The organism is Nonomuraea sp. NPDC050790 (assembly GCF_044456745.1).
Lineage (GTDB): Bacteria > Actinomycetota > Actinomycetes > Streptosporangiales > Streptosporangiaceae > Nonomuraea.
Genome location: NZ_JBITGF010000013.1, coordinates 85492 through 111570 on the forward strand (window position 1 = coordinate 85492; position 26079 = coordinate 111570).

The window sequence follows — 26079 nt, forward strand, 5'->3', positions numbered from 1 at the left end:
CAGGTCGTTCACAGGGTCTGCAGCAGGCGGAAGCGCTCGGTCACCACGAGCGTGTCGTCGTCGATCACCGGTGCGCGGCCGCCCAGGTAGGCCACGTGCTCGGGCCCGAGCCAGAACCGCTCGTGACCGGCCCGCCACTCACCCACCCCCGAGTACCCCTCCCCCTCGTCACGGGCGAAGGCATCGTCGATCTCCCGGATCGGCACCACCCTGACCTCGGTCGTCTCCAGCAGCGCCACGCGCCGCCCGGCCGAGTCGATCAGCGCGTCCCAGGATCCGGCCACGGGCAGCGGCTCGCCCGCGTGCTCGTGGTCGAGCAGCAGCGAACTGGTCGCGGTCTTGGCCCCGGCCAGGATCGCCGCGACCAGTTTGTCCCGCAACGGCCCTGGAAACCCGAACTCCGCCTCCCCCACCTCCCCGAACGGGAAGCACGCCCGCCGCCGCCACCGCTCACCGTCGAAGACCTCCAGCGTCACGCCACTGACCCGCATCCGCACCGGCAGCCCGTCAAGCCCCCGCTCAATCGCCACCGCTCCTGCCTCATCAAGCCCCTGCCCAACCGTCAGATGCGGCGTGATCTCCCCATGTTTCCCCCGGTACGGCTGCGCCTCTGGCCACCTGGCCACCACGGCCTCGGTCAGCCTCCTGACCGGCTCCGCCGGCTCGGGCACGAGGTAGACCAACCCGGGAAAACGCGCCGCCCGCTCGAACACCAGGTCAAACCGCTCACACGCGCCGAACAGCTCGCGCAGCGCCCCCTCGTCCACCTCTTCGGCGTCGAGGAACGGGTAGAGCACGGTCACATGAGCGGGCACCCCGTAGGCGGTCGACGGATCGTAACGCTCCCGCCAGGGCCCCACGACCCGCTCGGCTGCGGGCACGGTAACCGTGAGCGCGGTCTCACCTCGGCTGAACATGCCGCGAAGTATCCCATCCACTGGTCCACCCCTGCACGGGGACCGTCAGGGGGTGAGCTGGAAGGTGGCGGTGGCTCTGATCACGCCGTTGACCATGACCTCCAGCGTGCGCGGCCCCGGTGGCTCCACGCGGGTCGTCACCGGCCGGAACGAGTGGGACCTGGTCACCGAGAACGACTCCCCCGCCGCCCCGGCCACCCGTTCGCCCAGGTGGAAGACGCGCCGCGACCCCTGCCTGCACACCGCGTAGCGCAACACCACCGGCCCGGGCTCGGAGGCCGTGACCACCACGGTGAACGGCAGCTTCTCCCCCACCGCCACCCGAGGCGCCGCCAGCGTCAGCGACTCCACCGCGCCCCCGCCCGCCCGTGCCCCGACCAGCCCCAGCGCCTCGGGGTGCCCGTCGCGCAGCAACCCCCGTACGGCATGCCGCACCACCTTCTCCACATGCGACCCGCCCGAGGCCCGCCACCCGGCCAGCAACGCGATCGCCGCCTCCGGATGCCCCTTGGTGAAGTCGTTGACATGGTTGGCCACCGACCTGCGGACATACTCGCTCGGGTCGTCGCGCAGCCGGTCGAGGATGGGCAGCGTCGGCCCCGGCTCCATCAGCCAGCTCACCCGCGTGGCCCAGGGCAGCCTCGGCCGGGTGCCCTCGGAGGCCAGGCGGCGCAGGTGCTCGTCGGCCGAGCCGGCCCAGCCGTACATGATCTCCAGGGCGGTCCGCCCGTGACGCTCCAGGAAGGGCCGCACGGCGAACTCGGCCGTGGCGTGCGGCGTGATCGCGGCCAGCGTGTCCATGGCGACGTCGAGGTGGCCGAGCCCGGCCAGGGCGACGTAGTCGGTGGCGGGCCAGCCGCTCCACATGTCGAACGTGGGCGCGGCGGCGCGCAGGGCGGCGGCCACGTCGGGGAACGGCGGGCCCGCGACCTGGTCGAGCGTGGTCGCGACGTGCCGCACCCGGTCCTTGAGCTCCAGCGGCCCGAGCCCGGTGACGGCCTCGTGGACGAAGCGCTCGCGGGCGAAGGCGGGCAGCCCGGCGGCGAGGGCGTCGGCGAGCACCCCGACGGAGGCGGCGTTGACGAGCTCTTTCAGTGGTTGGGCCACAGTTCGACACCGTGCCACATGGCACCGACAGTTCTGGCGCGCTCCTGGAGAAACTCCTGCTCGGCCACGTTGTCGCTCAGCTCCAGCGCCGCCCGGTACGCCGCGACCGCCTCGGTGTCACGGCCCAGCCGGTGCAGGAGCTCGGCCTTGGCGGCGGGCAGGTAGCGGTACCCGGCCAGCCGTCCCTCGCGCTCCAGTTCCTCGATCGCCTCCAGCGCGGCGGCCGGGCCCTCGACCATGGCCAGGGCCACGGCCCGGTTGAGCGCGACCACGGGTGAGGGCCAGATCCGCAGCAGCTCGCCGTACAGGACGAGGATCTGCGGCCAGTCGGTCGCGTCGTAGGCGGGCGCCTGCGCGTGGAGCGCGGCGATCGCGGCCTGCAGCGTGAAGCGGCCGGGCGGCCCCGCGGTGAGCGCGCCGACGATGAGCCGGTCGGCCTCGGCGATCAGCTCGCGGTCCCACAGCGCGCGGTCCTGCTCCTCCAGCCGCAGCAACCGCCCCGCCGCGTCGGTACGGGTGGCCCGCCGCGCCTGGTGCACCAGCAGGAGCGCCAGCAGGCCGGCGGCCTCCCGGTCGGCGGGCAGCAGCCGTACCAGCATGCGCGCCAGGTCGAGCGCGCGGCCGGTGAGCTCGTCGCGCACCAGGTCGCGCCCGGAGTGCGCGGTGTGTCCCGTGGAGTAGAGCAGGTGGATCACGGTCAGCACCGCGTCCACCCGCGCGGGCAGGTCCTCCGCGTACGGCACCGCGTACGGGATGCGCGCCGCCGCGATCTTCTTCTTGGCCCTGGTGATCCGGGCCGCCATGGTCGGTTCGGAGACCAGGAAGGCCCCGGCGATGTCCGGCGTCGCCACCCCGCACACCAGCCGCAGCGTGAGCGCGACCCGCGCCTCGGGGGCCAGCGCAGGATGGCAGCAGGTGAAGATCAGCCGGAGCCGGTCGTCGGGCACCGCGCCCGTCTCCGGCGTCTCCTCCTCGACCCCGACCAGCAGCGGCAGCTTGGCGGCGAGGGTGCGTTCGCGCCGCATGACGTTGAGCGCGCCGCGCCGGGCGACCGTGGTCAGCCACGCGCCCGGCCGTTCCGGCACGCCGTCCTTCGCCCAGGTACGCAGCGCCTGGACGTAGGCGTCCTGCACCGCCTCCTCGGCGGCGTCGAGGTCACGGGTGACGCGTACCGTGGCGGCGAGCACGTAGGCCCACTCGCGGCGGTGCGCCTCCTCCACGGCCCGCTCAACGGAATGGGGGGACGGCCCGCTCAGCTCGGCTCCATGCCGGGCCAGTTCTCGTCCACGACCTCGAAGCCGAGCAGCGGCCTGACCTCCACGCAGCCCTCGACGATCGGCGTCATCGCGGCCAGCGTCAGCGCGTGGTCGAGGTCGCGCGCCTCGATGATGAAGACGCCGCCGAGCGCCTCCTTGGTCTCGATGAACGGCCCGTCGGTCACCATGCCGCCGCGGATCACGGTGGCGGTGCCCGGCTGGTCCAGCGCGAGCCCCGCGACGGTCCTGCCGCCCTTGTCCGCGATCTTCCTGGGCAGGTCCATGTGGGCCTGCATGACCTCGGGCGGGAGGTTCTCGGGCGGCACCGCCTCGAAGATGAGCACCGCGTACTGGGGCATCACGCCACCTCCTTGGCCAGCCAGGCGCTCCAGTCCGCGCTGGAGTCGCCGCCCGCGAACAGGTGGTGGGCCACGCCGACCGGCCAGCCCCACACGTCGCGGCCGTAGAAACGGTACAGGGCGTCCGCGCTCGTGACACCGAGGAAGGCGGGCGTGGCGTAGTCGACGACGCCGTCGATCGGGGTCAGTCCGGCGGGCGTCAGCCGTACCCTGTCGCCGGGCGCGACCTCGTCCGGCAGGCCGAGAGCGGCGCGGACGGCGGCGAAGCCCACCTCGGCCTCCGCGGTGACGTACTCGGCCTGGCGCCCGGCGAAGTGGCGCACGTACTGGCCGAGCGAGTGGTTGTAGAACGCGGTGTGCTGCCGGCAGGCGTCGTCCTGGGCGGCGAAGTCCTCGTCGGGCAGCACGCCGTTGTGGACGTAGGTCAGGAAGGTCCTGCCGTCGCGCGGCTCCAGGACGTAGTCGAGCTGGTTGAAGCCGTCCAGGTCGGGCGCGCGGGTGGTGAAGTGGGTGTGCGGCTCCCAGACGGTCACGGTGCCGCCGGCCGATGTGAGCCCTGTCTCACTGCCGCCCACGCGGGGCTCGTAGTCGATCTTCCACAGCCACCCGTCCGCGTGGACGGTGATGGCGTCCCAGACCTGTTCCGGTGACCCGTCCAGCTCGCCCTGCCAGCGCACCTCTATCGCTCGGGACATGATCCGTCTCCTTCGTCGTCCGGTCTTTACCCGTCCGACAAACGAGGCGGGCGGAAATCGACAGCCGCGCTCAAAGGATTGACTTTAGGCAAGGGTAGCCTAACCTTATGCCCGTGACTGGGAAGATCTCGCTGGCCGGAGCCGATCTCCGCCTCAGCTACCACGGGACGTGCGTGGTCGAAGAGGGCCGTATCGACCTCCGGCCGGGCCAGGTGACCGCCCTGGTCGGCCCCAACGGCAGCGGAAAGTCCACGCTGCTGCGCGCGCTGGCCAGGCTGCACCGCCCCGAGGCGGGAACGGTGACGTTCGGCGACGGCGGGTCCGCACTGGACCTGTCGCCCCGCGACTTCGCCCGCCGGGTCACGCTGCTCGCGCAGAGCCGCCCCACCCCGAGCGGGGTGCAGGTCAGCGACGTGGTCGGCTACGGCCGCCACCCGTACAGGGGCCGCTGGAAGGCCGGCGACCCCGACGGCGCCGCCGCCGTCGCCCGCGCGATGGCGCTGACCGGCGTCACCGCGATGGCCGGCCGTCCGGTGGACGAGCTGTCCGGCGGCGAGCTCCAGCGCGTGTGGCTGGCCACCTGCCTGGCGCAGGACACCGCCGTCCTGCTGCTGGACGAGCCCACCACGTTCCTCGACCTGCGTTACCAGGTCGAGCTGCTGGAGCTCGTCCGCGACCTGGCCGACGAGCACGAGGTCGCCATCGGCATCGTGCTCCACGACCTCAACCAGGCGGCCGAGATCGCCGACCGCGTCGTGCTGCTGCACGGCGGCCGGGTCCGGGCCGACGGCCCGCCCCTGGAGGTGCTCACCGAAGAGCTCCTCACCGACGCCTACGGCATCCGCATCGACGTCACGCACGACCCCCAGACGGGCACGGTGCGCACCCGGCCGATCGGCCGGCACCTGCCCGTCGCGACCTGACAGGAAAGACATGCTCCCCCTGCGCACGGCCCTCGCGGCCCTGGCCGCGATCGCCGCTCTCAGCGCCTGCGGCACCACCGAAGCCCCCGCCCCCGCCGCGTCCTCCTCTCCCGGCGGTACGGCTCCCGCCGCCGCCCCGATCACCGTGACCGACGGGCGGGGCAAGCAGGTCACCCTCGACCGCCCGGCCAGCAGGGTCGTCAGCCTCGAATGGGGCGAGACCGAGATGCTGGCCAGCCTCGGCGTGATGCCGGTCGGCGCCGCCGACATCAAGGGCTACGCCACCTGGGTGACCGCCGCCAAGCTCGACGCGTCGGTCAAGGACGTCGGCATGCGTACCGAGCCGAGCGTCGACTCCATCGCCGCCCTCCAGCCCGACCTGGTCGTCATGGAGACCGACGACGAGGGCCTGGTGGCGCAGGTGGAGAAGATCGCGCCGGTGCTGGTGTTCAAGGGCAGCGACGCGGGCGGCAACTTCAAGCGGCTGCGCGAGGAGTTCACCCTGCTCGCCACCGCGGTCGGCAAGACGGCCGAGGCGGAGAAGGCGCTGGCCGACTTCGACGCCGTGCTGGCCGACGGCAAGCAGAAGCTGGCCGCCGCCGGTGTCGCCGGCAAGCCGTTCGCCATGGCCGACGGCTGGAAGGAGGGCAGCACGATCTCCGTCCGCCTGTTCGGCAAGGGCGCGCTGGTCTCCGACGTGGCCGAGGGGCTCGGCCTGAAGAACGCCTGGAACGGCAAGGTCGACAAGGTCTGGGGCCTCGGCAACACCGACGTCGAGGGCCTGACCGCGCTCAAGGACGCCGAGACCCGCTTCTTCTACAGCGCCTCCGACGGCGTCGACGTCTTCGCCGACGGCCTGGCCACGAACGCCATCTGGAAGTCGCTGCCGTTCGTGAAGAGCCAGAACGTCACCAAGCTGCCCGACGGCATCTGGACCTTCGGCGGCCCCGCTTCGTGCAAGCAGTACGCGGAGGCGCTCGTCAAGGCCCTCACCGCTTGAGCACGATCACGTCCGTAGAGGTCCCGGTCACGCCGTTGCGGCGGGCCGGGACCGCGGGGGTCTTCCTGCTGGCGCTGGCCGCGCTGGTGCTGGTCGCCGCGGTGCACATCACCCAGGGCACCTCCTCGGTGGGCGCCCTGGACGTGCTGTCCGGCGTCTTCGGCGGCAGCGACGAGGCGGTGCGGGTGCTGCTGGCCTCGCGGCTGCCCCGGCTGCTGGCCGGGGTGGCGGTGGGCGTGGCGCTCGGGGCCGCGGGCTCGCTGCTGCAGGCGATCGCCCGCAACCCGATGGCCTCCCCCGACACGCTGGCCGTCAGCAACGGCGCCTACCTGACCGTCGCGACGGCCGCCGCGTTCGGCCTCTCGCTCCCGCTCGTGCTCTCCGGCGGCCTGGCCTTCTTCGGCGGGCTGGCCGCCGCCGCGCTCGTGCTGGCGCTGTCGGCGGGCGGGCGTACCGGCACGACCCGGCTCATCCTGGCCGGATCGGCCACCGCGCTGGCCCTCGGCTCGCTGACCAACCTCGTCATGATCCTCTTCCAGGAGGGCACGACCGGCCTGTACGCCTGGGGCAGCGGCTCCCTGGTCCAGAGCGACCTGAACGCCGTCACCCAGCTCGGTCCGGTGATCCTCGCCTGCCTGCTGGCCGCGATGATGGCCGGTCCCAAGCTGGACATCCTCGGCCTGGGCGACGACACCGCCGCCGTGCTGGGCGTCAACGTACGCAGGCTGCGCCTCGTGCTGACGTTGCTGGCCGTGGTGCTGGCCGCGGCGGCCGTGACGATCGCCGGGCCCATCGGCTTCGTCGGGCTGTGCGCCCCGGTGATCGTACGGCTGCTGCCCAAGTCGATCCCCGGCCTGCACCGCAACCGGGCGCTGCTGCCGATGTCCGCGCTGGCCGGTGCGCTCATCGTGCTCGGCGCCGACATCCTGCTGCGGGCCGCGCTGGGCGCGCAGGCCGGGGTGGACGTGCCGCCCGGCGTGGTCACGACCCTGGTGGGCGCGGCGGTCATGATCTGGCTGGCCCGCCGCTACCGCGACGCGGGCCCCACCCGCCAGCCTCCGGCCGTGCGCACGGTCGCCGGGCGTTCGCGCGCCGCCTACCTCGTCATCGTCGCGATCGGCCTCGCGCTCCTGGCCGGGGCCCTGGTGCTCGGCATGCTGGGCGGCGACACCTGGCTGCTCACCGGGGACGTGGCCAACTGGCTGCAGGGCCGTACCGGAAGGGCCCTCACCTACGTCCTCGACCAGCGCTACCCGCGCGTGCTCGCCGCGGTGCTGGCGGGCGCGGCGCTCGCGGTCGCGGGAACGGCCGTGCAGGCGGTCTGCCGCAACCCGCTCGCCGAGCCCGGCGTGCTGGGCGTGACCACGGGCGCCGGCGTGGGCGCGATCCTCCTGCTGACGACGGTGCCGATGGCGGGCATCTGGGCGATGACGGGGGCGGCGGGCGCGGGCGCGCTGGTCGCGTTCGGCCTGGTGTACCTGCTGTCGTGGCGCGGCGGCCTGAACTCCGACCGGCTCGTCCTCATCGGCGTCGCCGTGCAGTCGGCGTGTACGGCGCTGACGGTCCTGATCATCGTCGAGTCCGACCCCTGGAACACGGCCAAGGCCCTGACCTGGCTGTCCGGTTCGACCTACGGCAGGCTGCCGGTCCAGTTGATCCCGGTCACGCTGGCTCTGGTGGTGTCCGTCCCGCTGATCGCGTGGCTACGCCGCGACCTGGACCTGCTGGCGCTCAACGAGGACACGCCGCGCGTGCTCGGCGTCCCCCTTGAGCCGGTACGGCTGGCCGCCCTGGCCGCCTCCGTACTGCTCACCGCGACCGCGGTCTCGGCCGTGGGCGTGGTGGGATTCGTCGGCCTGGTCGCCCCGCACGCCGCGCGCGCCCTGGTCGGCGCGAAGCACGCGCGCGTGCTCCCGGTGGCCATCCTGCTGGGCGCGCTGCTGGTCAGCCTGGCCGACACCCTGGGCCGCACGGTCATCGCCCCAGCCCAGGTCCCCGCCGGGCTGGTCACGGCGCTGATCGGCACGCCGTACTTCGTCTGGCTGCTGTGGCGCTCGCGCGCCCGCTAGAGCCAGTCCAGGAACTGGCCGTGTGAGCCCGTCCGCGCGACGGGCTCACCGTCCAGCGACAGCGTGCAGCCGCCCACCCGTCCCGGCTCGGTCTCGTTGGAGATCCAGCGGACGGGCAGGCGGCGCACCGTCCGCGCGAACCGCTCCCGGTCCTCCGGCGTGAGGTACCAGAGCACGGCGCTGTGGAAGACGACGGTGGTCGCGCCGGTGGGCGCCCGCGCGACGAGCTCTTCCAGGTGCTCGTTCAGGTCGCCGCGGACGATCAGGGGCCGCGGCTCCGCCCGTGCCATCGCGAGCGCCGCGCGCAGCCGCGCCAGCCGTTCGTGCTGCTCGGGCCAGACGAGCGCCTCCAGCCAGCGGGTCTGCTCGGGGTCGGTGATGTCGATCGGGTTGAGGTCGATCCCGGCCCGCCAGGCCACCTGCGGCATCCGCTCGGGAAGCGGTCCCTCGGTACGGCAGGCCAGCACCACCGGGCTCGGCGGGCCGAACGGCGGGTGGCCGGAGTACTCGTACCGGTATTTGTCAGGAAACAGACAGAGCCCGGCCGACGTGCCGACCTCGACCAGTGCCAGCGGCTGCGGCAGGCGGGCCAGCAGCGGGAGCAGGCTCGCGCAGCGGTTCGGCTCGTTGGTCTGGGTGCTGCGGGCGAGCATGACGGCGCTCACCTCGTCCCAGTGGGTGGTGGCCCAGGTCCTGAGGCGTTCGTCAACCGGGCCGCCCAGGAAGCGGACGGCGCCGAACAGCAGGTTGGGCTGCCGTTTCGGCTCGGGCAGGCCGTCGAGCATCGCCAGGAAGGCAGCGTCCTCGGCGATCTCCTCGCAGCGGGCGGCGTAGGCGGGCGAGTTGCCCTGCGCCTCCAGCCGGCCGAAGCTCCGGTAGCGGTCGGCGGTCGTGGACTCCGACATTCCGATCATCCGTCATTGGTACCACTTGACCGGTCCAGGGCGACCGTTGCGGTGGCGCGTTCGTCCGACGTGAGAAGCGACCCCCACGATCGGCGCCCGCGCGGGTCGGCGGGTGGGGGTGGGGTGGCTGGGCCGTACGGGATCATCGGCCTTTGGGTGTGGGGCCGTCAGCGGCCTTGGGGGTGGGGCTGTCAGCGGCCGAAGCAGATGGAGCGGCCGGGGAGAACCGTGTCGGGCTTGTACGAGACCTGGTCGACCGTCACGCCCGCCCCGTCCGTGAGCAGGAGCGCGCTGTTTTGAAACGATTCATCGAGCGTGACCTGGAGCGCGGCACCGCCGTCGAGCGTGCCGGACAGGGCGTGACAGCCGCCCGCCGCGTCGAGCAGCGCCCAATCGCGCAGGTCGATCGAGGACGGCGTGGCGTTGATCAGCGTCACCAGCCGGCGGTCCGGCCGCGCGGCCACGATGAGAACGTCGCCGATCGCCGCGGGCCGGGGGTGGACGGGCGCGCCGGGCGGAGCCGGGTCCGGGCTGATGATGAAGTCCTCCGGCCAGGCGGTGAGCCGGATCTCGTTCCCGGCAGCGCGTACGACGTCGTGCATGTTGCCGTATTCGCCCTTTTCCAGGAGGAAGAGCTGGTCGTCGCGGTTGACCGGGTCCTCGCGCAGCCACGCGTCGAAACCATCCAACGTGCTACGGCCCGGGGCCAGATAGGGCACCAGGCGGCGGAACAACTTGGGCCAGAGCACCGCCTCCTGCAGCCCGCGCAGATCGGCGATCCGGGCGCTCCCGTCCGGGTCGCCGGTGGCCCTGGGCCAGAAGCCCGCGCCCTTGGCCCGTGCGGCCCGCGCGATCGCGGCCAGGTGGACGCGCAGGTCGGCGGGCAGGGTGGCGTAGAAGGCCGGGTAGGCGAGTCCGGCCCCGAGCAGGGCGGCGTTGGCGGAACGATTCACTCCCGCCTCGTCCAGGAACACCGCCGAGCCGTCCGCGCCCGGGTGGTCGCCGGGGAAGGCGAAGGCGATCAGGCGGCCGTTGCCGTCGATGCCGTTCGCCAGCATGTGACCCCTGATCGTGTCCTGGTCGGCGGACCGTACCTGGTTCGGGAGGTCGGGGAAGAAGACGACGCCGGTGAAGCCGAGCAGGGCCAGCAGTTCGTCGCGGGCGGCGGTGGCACCCTGCGGCTCCTGGTGGGTGTCGCCGAAGTGGGTCTCCAGGGCGTCGATCGCCTCCAGGCGGGCGGAGATGCCGCGGCCGTTGATCTTCGGGGGCGTGCCCGAGGGTCTCGGCAGGCGTTCGACCAGGGCGGGGGTGTCGGGCCTGAACTTGACCGTGTCGCCGTCGGGCTCCGGTCCCTGGCGGGGAAGATCGGGGTATCGGATGACATACTCGCCTTTGAGCAGCGTGTAGCTCATGGTGCCCCCTCGACGGGACTGGGTGTCTGACCGGAAGGTAACCCAGCCCAGGAGCCTTGTCGCGATTTATGCGAGTGTCTCGATGAATGCTGCCAGCTGTTGGACATTTCGGCATTCGTGCATGGGGATGATGGTCGCGTAGGAAGAGGCGATCGAGTCGCCGGTGTCCCACTGGGCGGTGGGCTCGGGGTTGAGCCAGTACGCGTGGCGGGCCCTAGCGGTCAGCGCCTTCAACGTCTCCAGGGCCGGGGGCTGGTAGTTGCTGCGGGCGTCGCCCAGGATCAGCAAGGACGTCTTGGGGCCTACGGCGTCGCCGTACCTCTCCATGAAGCCCTCGAACGCGTGGCCGTAGTTGGTGCGCCCGAACCTGACCATGTCCGCCTCGTTGGCCAGCGTGGTCATGGCCTCGATCACGTCCGCGCCGGGGACGAAGAACCTGGTGATCTCGTCCACCCGGTCCACGAAGCCGAAGGCGCGTACCTTGGCGAACTGCTCCCTGAGGGCATAGGTGAGCAAGAGCGTGAAGTGCGCGAACGACGCCACCGAGTCGCTGGTGTCGCACAACACCACCAGTTCGGGGCGGTGCGGCCGGGGCGGCTTGAACACCGTCGTCAACGGCACGCCGCCGCTCTGCAACGAGGCCCGGACCGTGCGGCGGAAGTCCAGCCGGCCGCGCCGTCCACGCCGCTGCTTGATCGTCAGGCGCGTCGCCAGCCTGCGGGCCAGCGGATACACCTCCCTGCGCAGCCGGGCCAGGTCCGCCTTGGTGACGCGCAGGAAGTCGATCTGGTCGAGCGGCGGCTTGACGGTGGAGCGGGCGATGCGCTCGACGCCGGAGTCCTCGGCGATGCGCCGCCGGACGTCGGCCGCCACCGCTTCCTGAAATCTCACGATATTGGCGTTCACCCGCTGCCGGGCCGTCTTCTCGGCGAGCCCGCCGCGTTCCTGGCCGGCCAGGACCTCCTGGAGGATCCGCGCCATGAGCGTCTCGGGCGACAGGGCGCGCAGGACGCTGTAGCTGAACCAGTTCTGCCGCCCCGGCCCGGCGGGCTGGCGCCCGAACCGCTCGACCATCGCCCGCGCGAACTCCGCCATCTCCGCGTCACCGGAGTCGGTCAGCAGTTCGGCCAGCCGTTCACGAGGATCGCCGTCACTCTCGGCAGCCGCCCGCAACCCACTGATGACGGGCGGAAACCAAAGATCGAACAGCACGTCGAACCCTTGCCGATACCCCGGCTTCTTGATCAACGTGGTGGCATAGGCGGCCCGCAGGGCCTCCCGCTGAGTCAGATCGATCACCCGCAGCGCCCGAGCCGCGTCCAGCCCCTCGGCCAGCGAAACCGGCACCCCCGCCTCGCGCAACGCGTGCACGAACCCGACATGCCTGTCGACCAGCGACATCAGAGCCCAAGCTCCTTGGCGACCCGCACCTGATCGGAATGATGCTTGAGCACCACCCCAAGCGTGGCGGAAACGGTCTCCTCATCCAGTTCGTCCCGCCCCAACGCCAGCAACGTCCGAGCCCAGTCCACCGTCTCCGCCACGGAGGGAGCCTTCTTCAGCTCCAGCGCCCGGAGCGTGGCCACGGTCCGCGCCAGTTGCTCCGCCAGATCCGCCCGGATGGTCGGAACCTGACTCAGCACGATGTCCCGCTCCCGCTCCGGCGTCGGATAGGCGATGTGCAGATAAAGACACCGCCGCTTGAGCGCCTCGGACAGCTCCCGCGTGGCATTGGACGTCAGCACCACGTACGGCCTGCGCGCCGCGACGATCGTCCCCAACTCCGGAATCGTCACCTGAAAATCCGACAACAGCTCCAGCAGCAGCCCCTCGACCTCGACATCCGCCTTGTCCGTCTCGTCGATCAGCAAAACCGTGGGCTCCGTAGCCCGAACCGCCTTCAGCAAGGGCCGCTCCAGCAGGAACTCCTCGCCGAAGATGTCCTCATCCGTGCTGGTCGCCTGGATCCTGAGCAGTTGCTTCTTGTAGTTCCACTCATAAAGCGCCCGAGCCTCATCGAGCCCCTCATAACACTGCAACCTCACCAACCGCGCCCCGGTGGCCTCCGCCACAGCCTTGGCGAGCTGGGTCTTCCCCACCCCCGCCGGCCCTTCGGCCAGCAACGGCTTCCCCAGGGCGGCGGCCAGGTACACGGAGGTGGCGATGGAGTCATCGGACAGGTACCCGGCGGCGGCGAGCCGCGCGGACACATCGGCGGGCGAGTCGAACATAGCGCTCCTGTCGAGGCGACGAACCCGGCTGGGCCGAACCTTATTCTAGTAGATGCGCGGTCCGGCTATCGATTCGCGCTAGGTGGGGAGGACCGGTATATTCCTCTCTGCAAGCGCCGCTAGCTCAGTTGGTTAGAGCAGCTGACTCTTAATCAGCGGGTCCGGGGTTCGAGTCCCTGGCGGCGCACCACCTCTGATCAGGCCCGGTTTCCATGGTGGAAGCCGGGCCTGATCTTTGATGGCGTGGCGAGGCCAGGGTGAGCGAAGAGCAGCCCGACGCCCTGTGGCCCTCCGGCCTGGCACTGCTTCGGGGCACAGCCACCACGGTGACGGGACCAATCGCTCCCAGGTGGTCAGCGTCCAGCCTCGCGCAAGAGGCGAGCTACGGCTTCGGCGAAGTCACGGGCGACCTGCGCATAGGTAGCGCCCGCCAGCACGGCGGGAATGCCAAGCTGATCCTGGATGACCTTGAGGGTCGCACCCGGCGGACACTGTCGAGACCGGAGGACGAAGCACCGGTTACCGCGGCCGTTGGTGGCGAGCTGGGGCGGTGAGCGCCGAGCTGACGTCCGGTTTGTGGATTCCGCCGGCCGCAGCGCTTGTGGATGTGACCGGTGACGGGCATGGAGACGCTCCAACCGTGAAGGGGTAACGGCGAGTGGATCGTGGGGATGTTTGCGATGATGATGAAGAGGGTCGGGTCTAGCGAGGGAGGTGAAGTGGGTGTCCTACAGCCCGAAGCTGGCGGCGGCGTTGTCGGGTGCCACGCTTCGCCAGCTCGCGCATTGGCGTAAGGCCAGTTCTGGCCGTGGCGCGGTGTTGGTACCGGAGATCTCGCCAGTGCGTCCGGTGCTTTATTCGTTTCGGGATCTGGTGGCGTTGCGCACGTGTGTGAAGCTGCGCAACGACGCTTCCTTGCAGAAGATTCGCCGGGCGTTGGACACGCTTCGCGACGACCTGAAGCAGCGTGAGCACCTGTCGGCCTACCAGTTGGTGACCGACGGTTCGACGATCTACTTGGTCGAGCAGGGTCAGGCCACCGATCTGGTCCATCGCAAGGCCAATCTCGTCATCCATGACATGGTCGAGGTGTTGCGGCCGTTCTACCGCGATGGACGGCACATTCCGGATCTGCTGCGTCCCCGGGAGCACGTCACAGTTGATCCGGCGGTCCGCGGTGGAATGCCGGTGATCGAAGGGACTCGCGTGCCGTACGACGAGATCGCGGCGCTTCTGCGAGATGGTGTTCCGGCAGAGCGGATCGCGGAGTACTACCCGAGCGTGTCGGCCACCGCGGCGTTGGACGCCGCCGACTTCGCCGACTACGTCGACAGTTACGAGCCCCCCAGGGAGCAGCGTGAGGCTGCTGCTGGATGAGAACGTCCCCCGCCCGCTGCACCAGGTCCTGACGAGCTTCGTACTGAACCACGACGTCATCCACCTGCTGGATCTTCCTGGCTGGTCGGGCACCCGCGATGAGACCCTGTATCCGCGAGCCACGGCAGAGGGATTCCATGTGGTTCTCACCAACGACGGCCGGCAGATGCAGCGACCACGGGAAGTGGCCGCTATCGCCGCCTCTGGTCTGCACCGGATCGAATACCCGCACAAGCACCCTGGGGGTCGGGATAGGCACCGCGATCGCGACGGTCGCCGCTGGATTGCCGAGCGCGCTGGCGTTACTGGAAGAATCCACCGGACCCCGCCTGATCACGCTGCGAGGCGTCGACCCCACGGTAGCGAGCCGGCTGCGGATGATCGATCCTGCACTGAATCCGCCGAAATTCTGGCCTACGTCTCCGTAGCCTGGCCAGACCGTGGCAACGAGAGCCCCACGCACTCGGATGGCTGTGGTTCGCTGTGAGCCACGCCAAGATCTTCTTGTGACCGGCTATAGCCCGATCTCGGGGACCGCGATTATCGAGCCCTTATTGGTCAGGTACTCTCGTACTCTGCCTTCGCAGGAGAGCAGCCGCCTCGTCTGCGTGCATGCTCAGCCGCCCGGATGGGCTTCTGGCTGGTCCAAGCGTTAGTGACTCTTAGTCAGCGGGCCCGTGGGGCGAGTTCCTGGCGGCCCACCCATCCCGCGGGCGTGCGACGATCCTGGCATGTTGCGCAGTCTCGAGATCAGAGCGACCCTGTCCGAGCTTGAGAACGCACATCGTGATCACGTGTTCTGGGAGCCCACGATCGAGCTGAGCCTGGACTGCTTCATCTGTGAGCGGGTGGGCCGGACGACGGGGATGGAGCTGGGGGACGAGCGGGCCGTCTGCGTCAGCGGAAGGGACTACAAGCACTTCACCGCGGCACGGATCTCGGCGTTCGACGTGACCAGCCAGGACACTCTGCTGACGGTCAGGACCGTGGTCGACTTCTGGTGGGCGCCGTTCCAGGATGCCAAGCGGGGCGGGGAGGCGAGGCCCCTGAGCCGATGGGTCCGGCTGCACTACGGCTGGCGCTGCCCCCACCAGGAGACGTCGGGCAAGGGATCGATCCAGACGAACATGCGTCGCCCTCGGAGTGCGCGGTGCGGCGCGTGCGACACGGAGATCGCGGTGGACGCCGAGGTTCCCTCGATCCGGCTCCTGGTCTGAGCCCAATGGCTGAGTGGTCTGCGTGCGGCATGATCAAGACAACCCACGAACGAAGCGACTGGAGATCGTCTACATACTGCGGGTGCCAGCAGGCCGGTTGACGCTATCAGCGCGCGCATGCCAGGAGCAGACCTCTCGCTCCATACTCGCCTCCCTTGGTAAACGATCTAGGTTCTGGTGGACCGCGCACGTTCCTTGAGGGCCTTCCTGGTCTGGCGGGCCCAGGTCCCGCTGACGCCGTACAGGATTGCCTCGGCCCGATCGGGGTCGAGCGCGCACAAGACGATGGCGGCCTGATCGGGGTTGAGTGTGCGAACCAGGGAGGCGATCCACGAAGGGTGAATGCATCCGAGCACCGGCTGGGCGCGGGGACCGAGAGCTTCTATCATCGCAGCGGCCTGGGGTGCGCTGACGCGTGGCGTCCGGTGGCCTCTGGAGGAGGTGTAGGTAGAGGTGAGCATCGCCGCGAGCTCGTCCGACGACATCTTCGCGAACAACGCGGCTCTACTCGTCGGGGGGATCGCTTGCGCGATGTCGGCGGCGAACGCAAAAGATGAATGACGGAAGAGCTCGATGACGTCATCCAGTTCCATGGCTAGGAGGATGGCGACCACATTGGATGCCGGATTGACGGTTGAGCCGCCCACAGTGCCAAAGAACTCGTCCATGATCTCGGCGAAGGGGTTGGCGCTCCATTGCTCGAGTATTCCCGCGGCCTCCTGTCGAGGCAGGTCGCTGAGCACCCCGGCGGCCGCTTTCGGCCGTATCGCTCCCAGTATGGCGATGGTCAGGCTAAAGTCCGCCTTTTTCAGGACCCGCCCGAGCCATAGCGAGTCCGCCGCCTCCAGGAGAAGGGGGAGGTGATTTTTGTGAAAGACCTGGATGAATCGACAGGCCAGCGACTCGTCCATCTCGGGAAGGACGGCCAGAGTCTTCTCAGGCGGCATGGCCAGGACTCGGTCCGCCGCGCGAGGGAAGTCCATGAACCCCAGCAGCAAGGCAGCGCGGCGTGGCGGCATGTCAGCCAGGGCGCGAGCGGCCTCATGGATGGGAATGCAGGCAAGCTCGTGGGCGACGGTGGTCAACGACTGTTCGTGACTGTTCTGCACAACACGCACTCTCTCAAGGGAGGGGAAGCGCACCAGGCGCAGCGAGAATAGCCGGGACGGCGCCGCCGCGGAAGGCGAATCGGGCGAAGGGATGCGGCCGTCTGCCGCCACAGAAGAGCCGAACCTACTCAGACCCCGTGTTCGACACGACTGGTTGATTTCTGGCTTAAGCACTGGGACCACCTTGTTGATACCCGGAGCTGGTCCTACCAGGAGGTCGTTGGAGCAGTGAGTCGCATCCGTTTGATGGTCGTGTGTCCGGCTCTGGTAGCACGGGCGAAGGACTAACGCAGACGGTCGAAGGTGCTCTTGGGGTTTCGTCGAAGTGGGTGTCGCCTCGCCAGCGGGCCAGGAGTTGTTCGATCTCCTCTGGGGTGGCGGAGGAGTACTCGTGCCAGCGGCTCCAATGCTCGTGCGGGTAGCCGAGCAGCATGTTCAGCAGGTGGTTGACGGCATTGTTTTGCTCGGTGGGGTGGTCGGTGTACGGCCATGCCTGGGCGATCACGGACAGTTCGTCGCGGCTGAAGCCGAGGAGGGTGTCGAACTCCCAGCCGGGGAAGAACGGGTCGTCGACCGCGGCGTTCAGGCATTCCTCAATGGTCTGCAGATCGCGATCACTCAGGGATTCGATGGCGCCCATGGACCGGATGGTCTCGCTCGGTCGCGGTTCGGGCCATGCCGGGCCTCGGGGCTCGGCATGGCCCGGTTCGCTTGCCACGGAAAGCTACTTGTCGTCGCAGAACACCGTGGTGACGAGGTTCTGCAGGGCCTTCGGGAACTCGGTGGCCACGTCCGCCGCCGCGTCGCCGCTGGTGATCGAGGCGGTCAGGGTCTTCTTGCCGTCGGGGGTGCTGTACATCAGCGCGCCGTACCCGTTGTTGCTGCCGTTGTGGTTGACGACGATGCCGTCGCAGTTCGGGCCGGTGTCCTGCACGTACAGTCCCAGGCCGTAGCTGCCGAACAGGCCCGCGCTTTCAGGGTGTGTCCTGCGCATCTCGGCCAGCAGCCCGGCCGAGAAGAGGTGGCCCTTGTTCAGCTCGGAGAAGTACGTCTGCAGATCCTTGGTGGTGGAGATCATCTCGCCCGCGCCGGAGATCCAGGACGGGTTCTGGCGGGTGACGTCGATCACCTTCCACTGCTGGTCGTCGTCCTGGTAGCGGTAGTACGCGTGGGCGTACGGCGCGGGCATCTCCGAACTGGTGCCCGGCACCAGGGTGTTCTTCAGCCCGAGCGGCGCCAGGATCCGCCGCCGCATCTCGGTGGCGTAGGAGTGCCGGGTGACCTTCTCGATCAGCAGCTTGGCCAGCACGTAGTTGACGTTGGCGTAGCTCCACTTCTCGCCGGGCTCGTACTTGGGCGCCTGGGTCAGCGACAGCCGTACCAGCTCATCGTCTGTGTACGTGTGGAACCGCTTGGCCACCCACTCCTTGCCCGCCCAGGGGATCAGCGACACCGGCGTGCCGTCGGGGGCGAAGTCGAAGGTGTAGTCGAACAGCCCGGTGGTGTGCTGAAGCAGCCTTCGTACGGTGATCTCCCGGTTCAGCCGGTACTGGGGCAGGTGGTCTTCCACCGGGTCGTCGAGCGTGATCTCGCCCGCGTCCACCAGTTTGAGTACCAGGGTCGCGGTGAAGTTCTTGGTGGCGCTGCCGATCCGGAAGTGCCCGTTCGTGGGGGGTTTGGCGGAGGTGCCGAGCTCGCGTACGCCCACACTGCCGGCCCACTCGCCCCGCTCGTCATTGACCCGGACCTGCATCCCGGCGGCGACACCCGAGTCGACGAACGCCTGCATAACCTCCAGCAACTCCGGCCGATCCTGCGACCCGGCTTCGCTGTCCGCGGATTCCTGACTTGTGTTGACGCCCTCTGAAGTGTTCATGGCACTCACGATGCTCGGCCTCCCTGACACAGGACCGTCGCGGCCCTGACACGGCCCCCTAGCGGGAGAACAGCTCCCGCACCTCCTGCGGCGCGCAGGCGAGGGCGGCCTCGTCGGGGTCGGCGCCGGTGACGTGGGGCACGTGGACGACGATGTCGTACGCCTGCGCCGCGTTCACCGGCGCGTAGTACTCACCGAGGCCGGCGCGTTGCACGGCGGCGGCCCGGACGGCGGCGGCGTCGGCGGGCGGCAGCCGCCGCAGGTCGGCGGCGAAGGGACCGGCGTGGCTGGCGTGCATGAGCGCGTCGAGGCTGCCGGGCTCCGGGGCGGGCATCGGCGCGAACACTTCACCGGCCATGAACGCCGCGGCGTCGGAGTTGAGGGCGTGGCCGGTTCCCGACGTGGTCCCGATGACGAGGTAGTCCTCGCCCAGCCGTTGCGCCAGGTGCATGCCCATCGGGGTCACGGGGTTCATTCCGGGCAGGGCGGCCGGCCCGCGCTGGATGTGGGCGTTGTGGGCGGCCACGACGATCCGGTCGTGCCTGCGCAAGATCTCCTCGACGGTGTCGGCGATCTCGGCGTCGCGGTTGTAGAGCACGCTTTCGTGGTCGCCGCCGGTCATGCCACGGACGACGGAGTCCAGGGTGAACGCGTGCCGCATGGAGCGCATCGCGCGCTCGTACGCCTCGGCGGAGGTGCGCCCGGCGTACTCCAGCCGCCGTCCCTTCATCCGCGCGACGAGCGCGGCGAGGCCCGCCGTCAGCGCGTTCCTGGTCTCGGGCGGAAGCTGCGCGTAGGCGGCCATGGCCGCGGGCGCGACAAACGGCGACGTCGCGGAGAAGGCGGCGGCCGTCTCCACGACGTCGGTCGCGAACCCGGGATCGGCCTGCGCCAGGAAGGCGAGCACGGCGTTCAGGGCGGGCAGCGGGGAGACGTTCTGGCCGCCCAGGTCGATGCCGTAGAAGCCGATCGGGCGCTCGGCAGAGGCGTTATGCTCGCGCATCCACTCCAGGTGGGCGCCCATCTGCCGCCATAGCCCCATCAACGAGGTCAAACCGCTCGCCATGACCTCGCCGAGCCGGTCCTCGTCACCGCCGTGGACCCAGGCGTCGGCACGCCACCCCTCCGTGTAGCCGGTCTCCATCGCGTAGGCGCCGAAGCCGTGCCGCTCGGCCAGGTAGCGCAGGAGGCGGTGGCGCAGTTCGTAGAACTCGCGGTTGTAGTGCGCGCTCTCGCCTATCGCCACGACCCGCGCGTCCCCGATCGCCTCGTCCAGCCACTCCAGGTCGTCCAGCGCGGCGGCCGGATCGAGCGTGCGCAAGGGGATCACCGCAGCGTCACTGATCATCGCTACCTCCAATAGTCCCAAGTTTGGAAACAGTACCATTTATGGGAATATTGGCTATGGACACGATCGAGTTGATCTTGCATCCGGTACGGCTGCGCATCATGTGGGCCCTGTCCGGCGGCCGCACCCGGACCACGACCGAACTGTGCGAGAGCCTGCCCGACGTGCCCAAGACAACCCTGTACCGCCACGTCGCCCTGCTCGCCGGCGCCGGGTTGCTGGAGGTCGCCGGGGAGCAGCGCGTACGGGGGATGATCGAACGCCACTACCGCCTCCGCCAAGACGCCCTGCGGATCGACCCCGAAGCGGCCAAGGCCATGACGAACGACGATCACCGCCACGGCTTCGCGGTGTCGATGGCGGCGCTGCTGGCCGAGTTCAACGCCTACCTCGACCGGCCGGGAGCCGATCCGGCCGCCGATCGGGTGGGCTACCGGCAGGGCACGCTGTGGCTCAGCCCGGAGGAGATGGAGGAGGTCGCGGGCGAGTTGCTGGAGGTGCTCCGGGCCCGTGCGGGCAACGGCCCCGCACCGGGACGCCGGCCGCACGTGATCAGCGCGATCTTCTTCCCCACGGACGAGAGCCGGTCGGCTACGCGTCCCAGGTGACCGGGAGGCTCTTGACGCCGTAGATGTCCGCCGTCTCCGGCCGCAGTTCGACCTCCCCAGCCGGTACGGCCAGCCGCAACGAAGGAAAGCGGTTGACCAGCGCGGGAAGGGCGACGCGCAGCTCGACACGGGCCAGTTGCTGGCCCAGGCACTGGTGGATGCCGTGGCTGAAGGCCAGGTGGCCGCCGTCCTGCCGGCGCAGGTCGAGCCGGTGGGGGTCGGAGAAGCGCTCGGGGTCACGGTTGGCGGTGGCGTACGACAGGATGACGGTCGTCCCGGCCTCGATGGTCTGGCCGGCCACCTCGACGTCCTCCAGCGCGATCCGCATGAACTGCTTGGCCACGGTCAGGTAGCGCAGCAGCTCCTCGACGGCGGAGTCGGCGAGCTCGGGGTCGGCGCGCAGGGCGTCGAGCTGCTCCGGGTTCTGGAGCAGGGCGAAGGTGCCGAGGGCCAGCATGTTCGCGGTGGTGTCGAACCCGGCCGAGAGCAGGATGAGGGCCATGCCCTTCAGCTCCTCGTCGGTCAGGTCGGTGTCGAGCAGGTCGCTCAGCACGTCGTCGGTCGGGTTGGCGCGCTTGGCGACGACCAGCTCGGCCAGGTACTGCTGGACCGCGGTGTAGGCGGCGATCAGCTCGTCGTCGTCGACCTCGCCGCCGAGGAACTTGTCGATGTTGTCCTGGAAGACGGCCCGGTCCGCGTACGGCACGCCGAGCAGCTCGCAGATGATGACCGACGGGATGGGCTTGGCGAAGGCGGTCACCAGGTCCACGCCCGGACCGGCCTTCTCCATGGCGTCGAGGTGCTCGGCGGTCACCTGCTCCACCCTCTCGGTGAGCTGGCGCATCCGCCGTACCGTGAACTTGCCCACCAGCGGCTTGCGGTAGCGGCTGTGCTGCGGGTCGTCCATGAGGAGAAACTCGCCCGGCGGCGCGGGCGGGACCTCGAACTCGCCGAAGTCGACCAGTGGGTGGTGGCGCATGAGCTCCTTGCGCGAGCTGAACCGGGGGTCGCCCAGGATCGCCCGGACCGCGTCGTACCCGGTGACCAGCCAGCCCTGATGCCCGTCAGGGAAGGGGAAGCGGCTGATCGGCCCGTGCTCGCGCGCCTCGACCAGCTCCTTGGGCGGGTCGAAGGGGCAGCCGGCCTGGCGTGCGGTCGGCATCGTCGCGACGGTGTAAGGGGCTTCGCTCATGTCCGGTTCCTCATCTCGCGATACTGCGGGGTCGTCCACACCCTCGCCGACCGCGCTGACACGGGACCGTCACCGTGCTGACACGAGCCGATCAGGACAATCCCGGCTCTAGCCACAGAAAACACGTTGCCGCAGGTAAGCACGACGAAGTATGGTCTTGCGCTCGTGATCAGAGTGGTGGAACGGGTCCTGCCGGCCCGACTGGGGACGGGGTTCCGCTGGTTGCTGGCGTCGAGCTGGCTGACCAACCTGGGTGACGGCCTCGCCGCCGCCGCGGGCCCGCTGCTGATCGCGACGCTGACCCGCGACCCCCTGCTGATCTCCCTGTCGGCGCTGGTGGGCTGGGCACCGCAACTGCTGTTCAGCCTGTACGCGGGCGTCCTGTCGGACCGGCACGACCGGCGCAGGATCGTCATCGTCGCGAACCTGGCCAGGGCGGTGGTGCTCGCGGCCCTCGTCGTCCTCCTGGCCACCGGCACCGTGACGGTGGCGACCGCGCTGATCATGCTGACGCTCAGGGCCGTGGCCGAGGTGTTCGCCGACAACGCCACGACCACGCTGACGCCGACGATGGTCGAGCGGGACGACCTCGTCGTGGCCAACGCCCGCCTGGGCACCGGGTTCATCACGCTCAACCAGCTCGCCGGTCCGCCCATCGGCGCGGCGCTGTTCGCGGTCGGGTTCACCTGGCCGTACGCCAGCCAGTTGCTGCTGGTGCTGGCCGGGGTCGTCCTGGTCAGCAGGATCAGCCTGCCGCCGCACGGCCGGCAGCCCGGCGACCCCAAGCCCAACACGACGCGCGAGCTCGTGGACGGCTTCCGCTGGACCATGAGGCACGCGGCGGTACGCACGCTGGCGCTCACCATCCTGATCTTCAACTTCACGTTCGGCGCCGCCTGGTCGGTGCTGGTGCTGTACGCCCAGGACCAGCTCGGACTCGGTGAGATCGGCTTCGGCTTGATGACCACCATCGGCGGGATCGGCGGCCTGATCGGCACCGCCCTCTACGGCGCCATCACCCGCAGGGTCAGCCTCGGCGCGCTGATGCGGATCGGCCTCATCATCGAGACCCTCACCCACCTCGGACTGGCCCTGACCCATTCCCCCTGGGTAGCCGGCGGCATCTTCCTGGTCTTCGGCGCCCACGCCTTCATCTGGGGCACCACCTCGGTCACCGTCCGCCAGCGCGCGGTCCCGCGCGAGCTGCAGGGCCGGGTGGGCGCCGTCAACACCATCTGCGTCTTCGGCGGCCTGGTGGTCGGTTCCCTGATCGGCGGCCTGCTGGCCACCCGGTTCGGGGTGGCCGCGCCGTTCTGGTTTGCCTTCGCCGGATCCGCGGTGTTCGTGGTGGCGTTGTGGCGCCAACTGATGCACATCGCCCACGACTAGGGGTTGGACAGGCGGGTGCTCAGCTCGCCGGCGATCTTCGCGGTGATCCGGCCCGCGAAGTCGAGCTCCTCCAGCAGCGCGTCCGTCCCGGCCGGCCGTACGGCTCCCGCCGACGCCGGCCGTTCCGGCGTGAACCAGTCGCGCACGGCGTCCGGCTCCCAGTCGGAGATCAGCACCCGCCCCGCGGAGGTGGCGGGCACCCTCCCACCCCACCCCGTGGAAGGCGGGCGAGGGTGACTCGCTGAGCAGGGTGAGCACGTCTCGCCGCCTGGTTACCTGAGGCGGGCGAGCAGGTCGTCGAGGACCCGTTCGAGCGCCTCGGCGTTGGCCGGGGTGAACCAGGTGGTGCGGACGCGTTCGTTGCTTCCCTGCGGGGTCTCGTGGTCGGCCGCGAGCCGGGGCAGCGAACGGCCCTCGTCGCCCAGCGACCGCCCGACGCCCTGGAAGAGGCCACGGACATAGCGCTCCGCCGCCTCGGCGGGTACGCCGTGACCGACGGCCCACGAGGCCAGGGTGGTGAGGTAGGCGTAGTGGGTGGTCAACGTCCCGGTCAGCGCGGAGAAGACGTTGAAGGACGCCTCGTCCTCGACCGGAAGGGCTCCGCCCAGGCGCTCGAAGAGGGCGTCCGCCTCCGGGTGCGAAGGGCAGGTCACCGTGACCGAGTCGCGTTCGCGTACCGGTGGCAACGGGATCGCCCTGACCACCGGGGCGTCGGTGGCGAGCGTGCGGCGCAGCTCGTCGATGGAGACCCCGGCCAGCAGGCTCACGACGATCCTGTCCGAGCCGACTCGCAGCCCGGCCAGCGCCTCCTGCCGGTCGTGCGGGCGTACCGCGAGGACGACCAGCTCGGAACCGTCCACCACCGCCTGGTTGTCCGCGCACACCCGCACACTCTCATACCGCTCCGACAGTTCCGCGGCCGCGCGCGCTCCCCTCGGCGACAGGAGCACCTCGGGCGCGTCCTCGACCCCCTCGCACAGGCCCGCCACGATGGCGCGCCCGATCTCGCCCACCCCGATGATCCCGATACGCCGCATGTTCCCGAGCCTTCTAGGAGCCGAGCGGGATACGCAGCGACACGGCTCCGCGCAGGTCGAGCCAGGCCGCCTCGGGCCCGCGTACCAGGCGCATCACCACCTCGTCGCAGCCCGGACAGCGGGCGACCAGCCCCGGATCAGGACCGTGGACCTTCAGCCCGGCCACCGGCCCGACCAGTCCGCACGAGGCGCACGTACCCGTGGCCGCGGACACGTCCACGGCGAAGATCTCGCTGAGCGGTCCGGCCATGGCGTTGCCGTCGAGATGGGTCATGAGGACGCTCCAAAACGCTCGGTCCTGATACGTGCGGGGTCGTGGCCGAGGCCGACCAGCAGATCGGCCGCGGCCTCGACGAACCCGGTCGGCCCGCACACGAAGCAGTCCGGGCCGGGGCCGGGCAGGTCGGCGGCGCTGATACGGCTGCCGCGCACCCGGGTGTAGATCAGCGACACCTCGACCCCGGGATCGGGTTTACGCAGCTCGTCGGCGTAGAACAGGTTCTCGGGCGAGCGCAGTGAATAGACGAGCTGGAACGGCGTGGCCACACCCGCCGCCCGCCGTCCGCGGATCATCGCCATGAGCGGCACGATCCCGGCGCCGCCCGCGACCAGCAGAACCGGCGCGGGGTTGGCCGGACGCCACACGAACCATCCCCCGACCGGCCCCCGGATCTCCAGCTCGTCGTCCGGCTCCATGACCTGGGTGAGGTAGGGCGAGACCTCGCCGTCCTCCAGGAGCTGGACGGTCAGCTCGACGCCGTCGGTCCCGGCCAGCGAGTAGCTGCGCCGGGCCGTGTAGCCGTCGTCGGCGGTCAGCCGTACGTCCACGTGTTGTCCCGCCAGGTGGCCGGGCCAGTCCGGCACCTCGAAGACCAGCGTACGGGCGGTGGCAGTCTCGTCCCGCGTCTCGACCAGTCGTCCCGGCCGCCACTTAGTCATCGGCGTACCGCTGCTCGCGCCACGGGTCGCCGTAGTTGTGGTACCCGGCCGTCTCCCAGAAACCGGGATGGTCCTGGTTCAGCAGGCGGATGCCGCGTACCCACTTGGCCGACTTCCAGAAGTACAGATGCGGCACCAGCAGCCGCGCCGGTCCCCCGTGCCGGGGCTCCAGCTCCTCGCCGTCGAAGCGGTGCACGATCCACGCCTTGCCGTCGAGCAGGTCCTCCAGCGGCAGGTTCGTGGTGTAGCCGCCGTAGGAGTAGACCAGCGCGTACTCGGCCGCGGTCTCCACATCCTCGAACAGCACGTCCAGCGACACGCCCTGCCAGGTGGTGTCCAGCTTGGACCAAGTCGTCACACAGTGAATGTCCACCGTCGGCGTCTCGGCCGGAAGCGCCATCAGCTCCTCCCACGTCCACCGATGCACCTGCTCCGCCTCGGTGTCGATGGCGAACTCCCACCGATCGAGCGGCACCCGCGGAGTGGGCCCAGCCGACAGCACCGGAAAGTCCTCGGTCAGATACTGGCCCGGCGGGAGCCGATCATCTTTTCGTTGCTTGCCGCGGAAGCCGCGGGAGAAGACGCTCATGTCTCACCATCACTTCGCTCTCCGGATCAGTATCCCCGATCCTGATCTGGGAGCTTTGGTCCGGGTGCTGGAGTGCCATCGGGCCAGATACAGGTGGACGAGGCACCAAGGTAGAGATGGTCACCCTCGGCCCAGGTGAGGGAGAGCTTGAACCCCTCAGGACGCGACTCCCCGCTCAAGTTCAGGTTTCCACCACCTCCGGCGGCGACTATGCGATGACCTTGCGACTGCCAGAACAGCCGCACCTGCCGAGAGACGGCCAGGTTTTGATCTTTCGGGACATCGCGCAGCCAGTAGGCGCGGCTCACGATGATCTGCTCCTCAGAGGCACCTTCGCCTGCACAACCACTTGGCGCGTTGAAGGAAGGGAGCACCTCCAGCCGGGGCTTCGGAGTTATGGCACGGACCGTTTGGTTGATCAGCTTGTCAATGAGACCGATTGCCTGAGTCTGAGTAAGTGTGGGTTCGCTGACGGCGCATCCCGTCAGAAGAAGAACAAACGCAAGTAGGACACGCGGCACATC

At 69.9% G+C, this 26079-nt stretch carries 28 protein-coding genes and 1 tRNA gene; 9 read left to right on the forward strand and 20 right to left on the reverse strand.

Going from position 1 to position 26079, the window contains the following annotated elements:
* Positions 1-8 precede the first annotated feature (8 nt).
* Genes ACIBEJ_RS45780 through ACIBEJ_RS45800 form a run of 5 tightly spaced genes read right to left on the reverse strand, consistent with a single transcriptional unit; the run spans position 9 to position 4334 of the window.
* A complete protein-coding gene (locus ACIBEJ_RS45780) occupies positions 9-917 on the reverse strand; it encodes a 2'-5' RNA ligase family protein (protein WP_397189276.1) in 909 nt (302 codons plus the stop codon).
* Between the two features lie 45 nt (positions 918-962).
* Positions 963-2024 carry a hypothetical protein gene (locus tag ACIBEJ_RS45785; RefSeq protein WP_397189277.1) on the reverse strand — a complete coding sequence of 354 codons (1062 nt, stop codon included), beginning with the start codon at positions 2022-2024 and terminating at the stop codon, positions 963-965.
* Positions 2009-3244 carry an RNA polymerase sigma factor gene (locus ACIBEJ_RS45790; protein ID WP_397189278.1) on the reverse strand — a complete coding sequence of 412 codons (1236 nt, stop codon included), beginning with the start codon at positions 3242-3244 and terminating at the stop codon, positions 2009-2011. Before ACIBEJ_RS45790 ends, ACIBEJ_RS45785 begins: the two co-directional genes overlap by 16 nt.
* A 32-nt stretch (positions 3245-3276) precedes the next feature.
* Positions 3277-3639 carry a YciI family protein gene (locus ACIBEJ_RS45795; protein ID WP_397189369.1) on the reverse strand — a complete coding sequence of 121 codons (363 nt, stop codon included), beginning with the start codon at positions 3637-3639 and terminating at the stop codon, positions 3277-3279.
* The gene (locus ACIBEJ_RS45800; RefSeq protein ID WP_397189279.1) at positions 3639-4334 is read right to left on the reverse strand and encodes a hypothetical protein; all 696 of its coding nucleotides are present in this window, start codon (positions 4332-4334) and stop codon (positions 3639-3641) included. Before ACIBEJ_RS45800 ends, ACIBEJ_RS45795 begins: the two co-directional genes overlap by 1 nt.
* 113 nt (positions 4335-4447) lie before the next feature.
* Here ACIBEJ_RS45800 and ACIBEJ_RS45805 point away from each other — a divergent pair, with 113 nt between their 5' ends.
* The 3 genes from ACIBEJ_RS45805 to ACIBEJ_RS45815 are packed head-to-tail and all read left to right on the forward strand — an operon-like array spanning position 4448 to position 8326.
* Positions 4448-5257: an ABC transporter ATP-binding protein gene (locus ACIBEJ_RS45805; protein ID WP_397189280.1), complete on the forward strand. Its 810-nt coding sequence runs from the start codon at positions 4448-4450 to the stop codon at positions 5255-5257.
* Between the two features lie 10 nt (positions 5258-5267).
* Entirely contained in the window at positions 5268-6257 is a 990-nt protein-coding gene (locus ACIBEJ_RS45810; protein ID WP_397189281.1) for an ABC transporter substrate-binding protein, read from the forward strand.
* On the forward strand, positions 6254-8326 hold the full coding sequence (locus ACIBEJ_RS45815; RefSeq protein ID WP_397189282.1) for an iron ABC transporter permease: 2073 nt from the start codon (positions 6254-6256) through the stop codon (positions 8324-8326). The genes ACIBEJ_RS45810 and ACIBEJ_RS45815 overlap by 4 nt, the downstream gene beginning before the upstream one ends.
* On the opposite strand, the gene ACIBEJ_RS45820 is transcribed toward ACIBEJ_RS45815, so the two are convergent.
* The 4 genes from ACIBEJ_RS45820 to ACIBEJ_RS45835 all read right to left on the reverse strand — a co-directional run bounded on the left by ACIBEJ_RS45820 (position 8323) and on the right by ACIBEJ_RS45835 (position 12874).
* Positions 8323-9240 (reverse strand): DUF2332 domain-containing protein, encoded by a 918-nt coding sequence (locus ACIBEJ_RS45820; RefSeq protein WP_397189283.1) that lies wholly within the window; start codon positions 9238-9240, stop codon positions 8323-8325. The two genes, ACIBEJ_RS45815 and ACIBEJ_RS45820, sit on opposite strands and share 4 nt — an antisense overlap.
* Positions 9241-9422: 182 nt before the next feature.
* A complete protein-coding gene (locus ACIBEJ_RS45825) occupies positions 9423-10643 on the reverse strand; it encodes a hypothetical protein (RefSeq protein WP_397189284.1) in 1221 nt (406 codons plus the stop codon).
* 66 nt (positions 10644-10709) lie between these two features.
* Positions 10710-12044: a VWA domain-containing protein gene (locus ACIBEJ_RS45830; protein WP_397189285.1), complete on the reverse strand. Its 1335-nt coding sequence runs from the start codon at positions 12042-12044 to the stop codon at positions 10710-10712.
* Positions 12044-12874 carry an AAA family ATPase gene (locus tag ACIBEJ_RS45835; RefSeq protein ID WP_397189286.1) on the reverse strand — a complete coding sequence of 277 codons (831 nt, stop codon included), beginning with the start codon at positions 12872-12874 and terminating at the stop codon, positions 12044-12046. Before ACIBEJ_RS45835 ends, ACIBEJ_RS45830 begins: the two co-directional genes overlap by 1 nt.
* A 113-nt stretch (positions 12875-12987) precedes the next feature.
* Here ACIBEJ_RS45835 and ACIBEJ_RS45840 point away from each other — a divergent pair.
* The 4 genes from ACIBEJ_RS45840 (at position 12988) to ACIBEJ_RS45855 (ending at position 15468) form a co-directional block, all read left to right on the forward strand.
* A tRNA-Lys gene (locus tag ACIBEJ_RS45840) sits at positions 12988-13064 on the forward strand.
* 533 nt (positions 13065-13597) lie between these two features.
* A complete protein-coding gene (locus ACIBEJ_RS45845; protein WP_397189287.1) occupies positions 13598-14251 on the forward strand; it encodes a DUF433 domain-containing protein in 654 nt (217 codons plus the stop codon).
* Entirely contained in the window at positions 14232-14738 is a 507-nt protein-coding gene (locus tag ACIBEJ_RS45850) for a hypothetical protein (RefSeq protein WP_397189288.1), read from the forward strand. Before ACIBEJ_RS45845 ends, ACIBEJ_RS45850 begins: the two co-directional genes overlap by 20 nt.
* A 244-nt stretch (positions 14739-14982) precedes the next feature.
* Positions 14983-15468 (forward strand): hypothetical protein, encoded by a 486-nt coding sequence (locus ACIBEJ_RS45855; RefSeq protein WP_397189289.1) that lies wholly within the window; start codon positions 14983-14985, stop codon positions 15466-15468.
* A gap of 167 nt (positions 15469-15635) precedes the next feature.
* Here ACIBEJ_RS45855 and ACIBEJ_RS45860 read toward each other — a convergent pair whose 3' ends face one another.
* The 4 genes from ACIBEJ_RS45860 to ACIBEJ_RS45875 all read right to left on the reverse strand — a co-directional run bounded on the left by ACIBEJ_RS45860 (position 15636) and on the right by ACIBEJ_RS45875 (position 19801).
* Positions 15636-16688: a hypothetical protein gene (locus ACIBEJ_RS45860; RefSeq protein WP_397189290.1), complete on the reverse strand. Its 1053-nt coding sequence runs from the start codon at positions 16686-16688 to the stop codon at positions 15636-15638.
* A gap of 55 nt (positions 16689-16743) precedes the next feature.
* Entirely contained in the window at positions 16744-17217 is a 474-nt protein-coding gene (locus ACIBEJ_RS45865) for a hypothetical protein (protein WP_397189291.1), read from the reverse strand.
* An 84-nt stretch (positions 17218-17301) separates the two neighbouring features.
* Positions 17302-18453: a serine hydrolase domain-containing protein gene (locus tag ACIBEJ_RS45870; RefSeq protein ID WP_397189292.1), complete on the reverse strand. Its 1152-nt coding sequence runs from the start codon at positions 18451-18453 to the stop codon at positions 17302-17304.
* 58 nt (positions 18454-18511) lie between these two features.
* Positions 18512-19801, reverse strand: a complete 1290-nt coding sequence (locus ACIBEJ_RS45875) for an erythromycin esterase family protein (protein ID WP_397189293.1) — start codon at positions 19799-19801, stop codon at positions 18512-18514.
* A gap of 56 nt (positions 19802-19857) precedes the next feature.
* Between ACIBEJ_RS45875 and ACIBEJ_RS45880 the strand changes: the two genes are divergently transcribed.
* A complete protein-coding gene (locus tag ACIBEJ_RS45880; RefSeq protein WP_397189294.1) occupies positions 19858-20409 on the forward strand; it encodes a helix-turn-helix domain-containing protein in 552 nt (183 codons plus the stop codon).
* On the opposite strand, the gene ACIBEJ_RS45885 is transcribed toward ACIBEJ_RS45880, so the two are convergent.
* Positions 20393-21601, reverse strand: coding sequence for a cytochrome P450 (locus tag ACIBEJ_RS45885; RefSeq protein ID WP_397189295.1), 1209 nt, complete (start codon positions 21599-21601; stop codon positions 20393-20395). The two genes, ACIBEJ_RS45880 and ACIBEJ_RS45885, sit on opposite strands and share 17 nt — an antisense overlap.
* Before the next feature lie 165 nt (positions 21602-21766).
* Between ACIBEJ_RS45885 and ACIBEJ_RS45890 the strand changes: the two genes are divergently transcribed.
* Entirely contained in the window at positions 21767-22990 is a 1224-nt protein-coding gene (locus tag ACIBEJ_RS45890; protein WP_397189296.1) for an MFS transporter, read from the forward strand.
* Here ACIBEJ_RS45890 and ACIBEJ_RS45895 read toward each other — a convergent pair.
* From ACIBEJ_RS45895 to ACIBEJ_RS45920, 6 genes are all read right to left on the reverse strand, one after another.
* Positions 22987-23190 (reverse strand): hypothetical protein, encoded by a 204-nt coding sequence (locus ACIBEJ_RS45895; protein ID WP_397189297.1) that lies wholly within the window; start codon positions 23188-23190, stop codon positions 22987-22989. The two genes, ACIBEJ_RS45890 and ACIBEJ_RS45895, sit on opposite strands and share 4 nt — an antisense overlap.
* Positions 23191-23262: 72 nt before the next feature.
* On the reverse strand, positions 23263-24027 hold the full coding sequence (locus tag ACIBEJ_RS45900; RefSeq protein WP_397189298.1) for an NAD(P)-binding domain-containing protein: 765 nt from the start codon (positions 24025-24027) through the stop codon (positions 23263-23265).
* Between the two features lie 13 nt (positions 24028-24040).
* Complete coding sequence (locus tag ACIBEJ_RS45905; protein ID WP_397189299.1) at positions 24041-24301, reverse strand: DUF6510 family protein; 261 nt, start codon at positions 24299-24301, stop codon at positions 24041-24043.
* Positions 24298-24966: a ferredoxin reductase gene (locus ACIBEJ_RS45910; protein WP_397189300.1), complete on the reverse strand. Its 669-nt coding sequence runs from the start codon at positions 24964-24966 to the stop codon at positions 24298-24300. Before ACIBEJ_RS45910 ends, ACIBEJ_RS45905 begins: the two co-directional genes overlap by 4 nt.
* Positions 24959-25555: a sulfite oxidase-like oxidoreductase gene (locus ACIBEJ_RS45915; protein WP_397189301.1), complete on the reverse strand. Its 597-nt coding sequence runs from the start codon at positions 25553-25555 to the stop codon at positions 24959-24961. The genes ACIBEJ_RS45910 and ACIBEJ_RS45915 overlap by 8 nt, the downstream gene beginning before the upstream one ends.
* Before the next feature lie 26 nt (positions 25556-25581).
* The gene (locus ACIBEJ_RS45920; RefSeq protein WP_397189302.1) at positions 25582-26076 is read right to left on the reverse strand and encodes a hypothetical protein; all 495 of its coding nucleotides are present in this window, start codon (positions 26074-26076) and stop codon (positions 25582-25584) included.
* Positions 26077-26079: the final 3 nt, after the last annotated feature.

What these genes read in the sequence shown, in the direction of transcription:
- ACIBEJ_RS45885 (WP_397189295.1), bottom strand. Translation starts at nt 21,601, where the DNA reads ATGAGCGAAGCCCCTTACACCGTCGCGACGATGCCGACCGCACGCCAG.
- ACIBEJ_RS45825 (WP_397189284.1), bottom strand. Translation starts at nt 10,643, where the DNA reads ATGAGCTACACGCTGCTCAAAGGCGAGTATGTCATCCGATACCCCGAT.
- ACIBEJ_RS45835 (WP_397189286.1), bottom strand. Translation starts at nt 12,874, where the DNA reads ATGTTCGACTCGCCCGCCGATGTGTCCGCGCGGCTCGCCGCCGCCGGG.
- ACIBEJ_RS45820 (WP_397189283.1), bottom strand. Translation starts at nt 9,240, where the DNA reads ATGATCGGAATGTCGGAGTCCACGACCGCCGACCGCTACCGGAGCTTC.
- ACIBEJ_RS45800 (WP_397189279.1), bottom strand. Translation starts at nt 4,334, where the DNA reads ATGTCCCGAGCGATAGAGGTGCGCTGGCAGGGCGAGCTGGACGGGTCA.
- ACIBEJ_RS45810 (WP_397189281.1), top strand. Translation starts at nt 5,268, where the DNA reads ATGCTCCCCCTGCGCACGGCCCTCGCGGCCCTGGCCGCGATCGCCGCT.
- ACIBEJ_RS45855 (WP_397189289.1), top strand. Translation starts at nt 14,983, where the DNA reads ATGTTGCGCAGTCTCGAGATCAGAGCGACCCTGTCCGAGCTTGAGAAC.
- ACIBEJ_RS45795 (WP_397189369.1), bottom strand. Translation starts at nt 3,639, where the DNA reads ATGCCCCAGTACGCGGTGCTCATCTTCGAGGCGGTGCCGCCCGAGAAC.
- ACIBEJ_RS45900 (WP_397189298.1), bottom strand. Translation starts at nt 24,027, where the DNA reads ATGCGGCGTATCGGGATCATCGGGGTGGGCGAGATCGGGCGCGCCATC.
- ACIBEJ_RS45915 (WP_397189301.1), bottom strand. Translation starts at nt 25,555, where the DNA reads ATGAGCGTCTTCTCCCGCGGCTTCCGCGGCAAGCAACGAAAAGATGAT.
- ACIBEJ_RS45865 (WP_397189291.1), bottom strand. Translation starts at nt 17,217, where the DNA reads ATGGGCGCCATCGAATCCCTGAGTGATCGCGATCTGCAGACCATTGAG.
- ACIBEJ_RS45875 (WP_397189293.1), bottom strand. Translation starts at nt 19,801, where the DNA reads ATGATCAGTGACGCTGCGGTGATCCCCTTGCGCACGCTCGATCCGGCC.
- ACIBEJ_RS45780 (WP_397189276.1), bottom strand. Translation starts at nt 917, where the DNA reads ATGTTCAGCCGAGGTGAGACCGCGCTCACGGTTACCGTGCCCGCAGCC.
- ACIBEJ_RS45880 (WP_397189294.1), top strand. Translation starts at nt 19,858, where the DNA reads ATGGACACGATCGAGTTGATCTTGCATCCGGTACGGCTGCGCATCATG.
- ACIBEJ_RS45870 (WP_397189292.1), bottom strand. Translation starts at nt 18,453, where the DNA reads ATGAACACTTCAGAGGGCGTCAACACAAGTCAGGAATCCGCGGACAGC.
- ACIBEJ_RS45830 (WP_397189285.1), bottom strand. Translation starts at nt 12,044, where the DNA reads ATGTCGCTGGTCGACAGGCATGTCGGGTTCGTGCACGCGTTGCGCGAG.
- ACIBEJ_RS45910 (WP_397189300.1), bottom strand. Translation starts at nt 24,966, where the DNA reads ATGACTAAGTGGCGGCCGGGACGACTGGTCGAGACGCGGGACGAGACT.
- ACIBEJ_RS45905 (WP_397189299.1), bottom strand. Translation starts at nt 24,301, where the DNA reads ATGACCCATCTCGACGGCAACGCCATGGCCGGACCGCTCAGCGAGATC.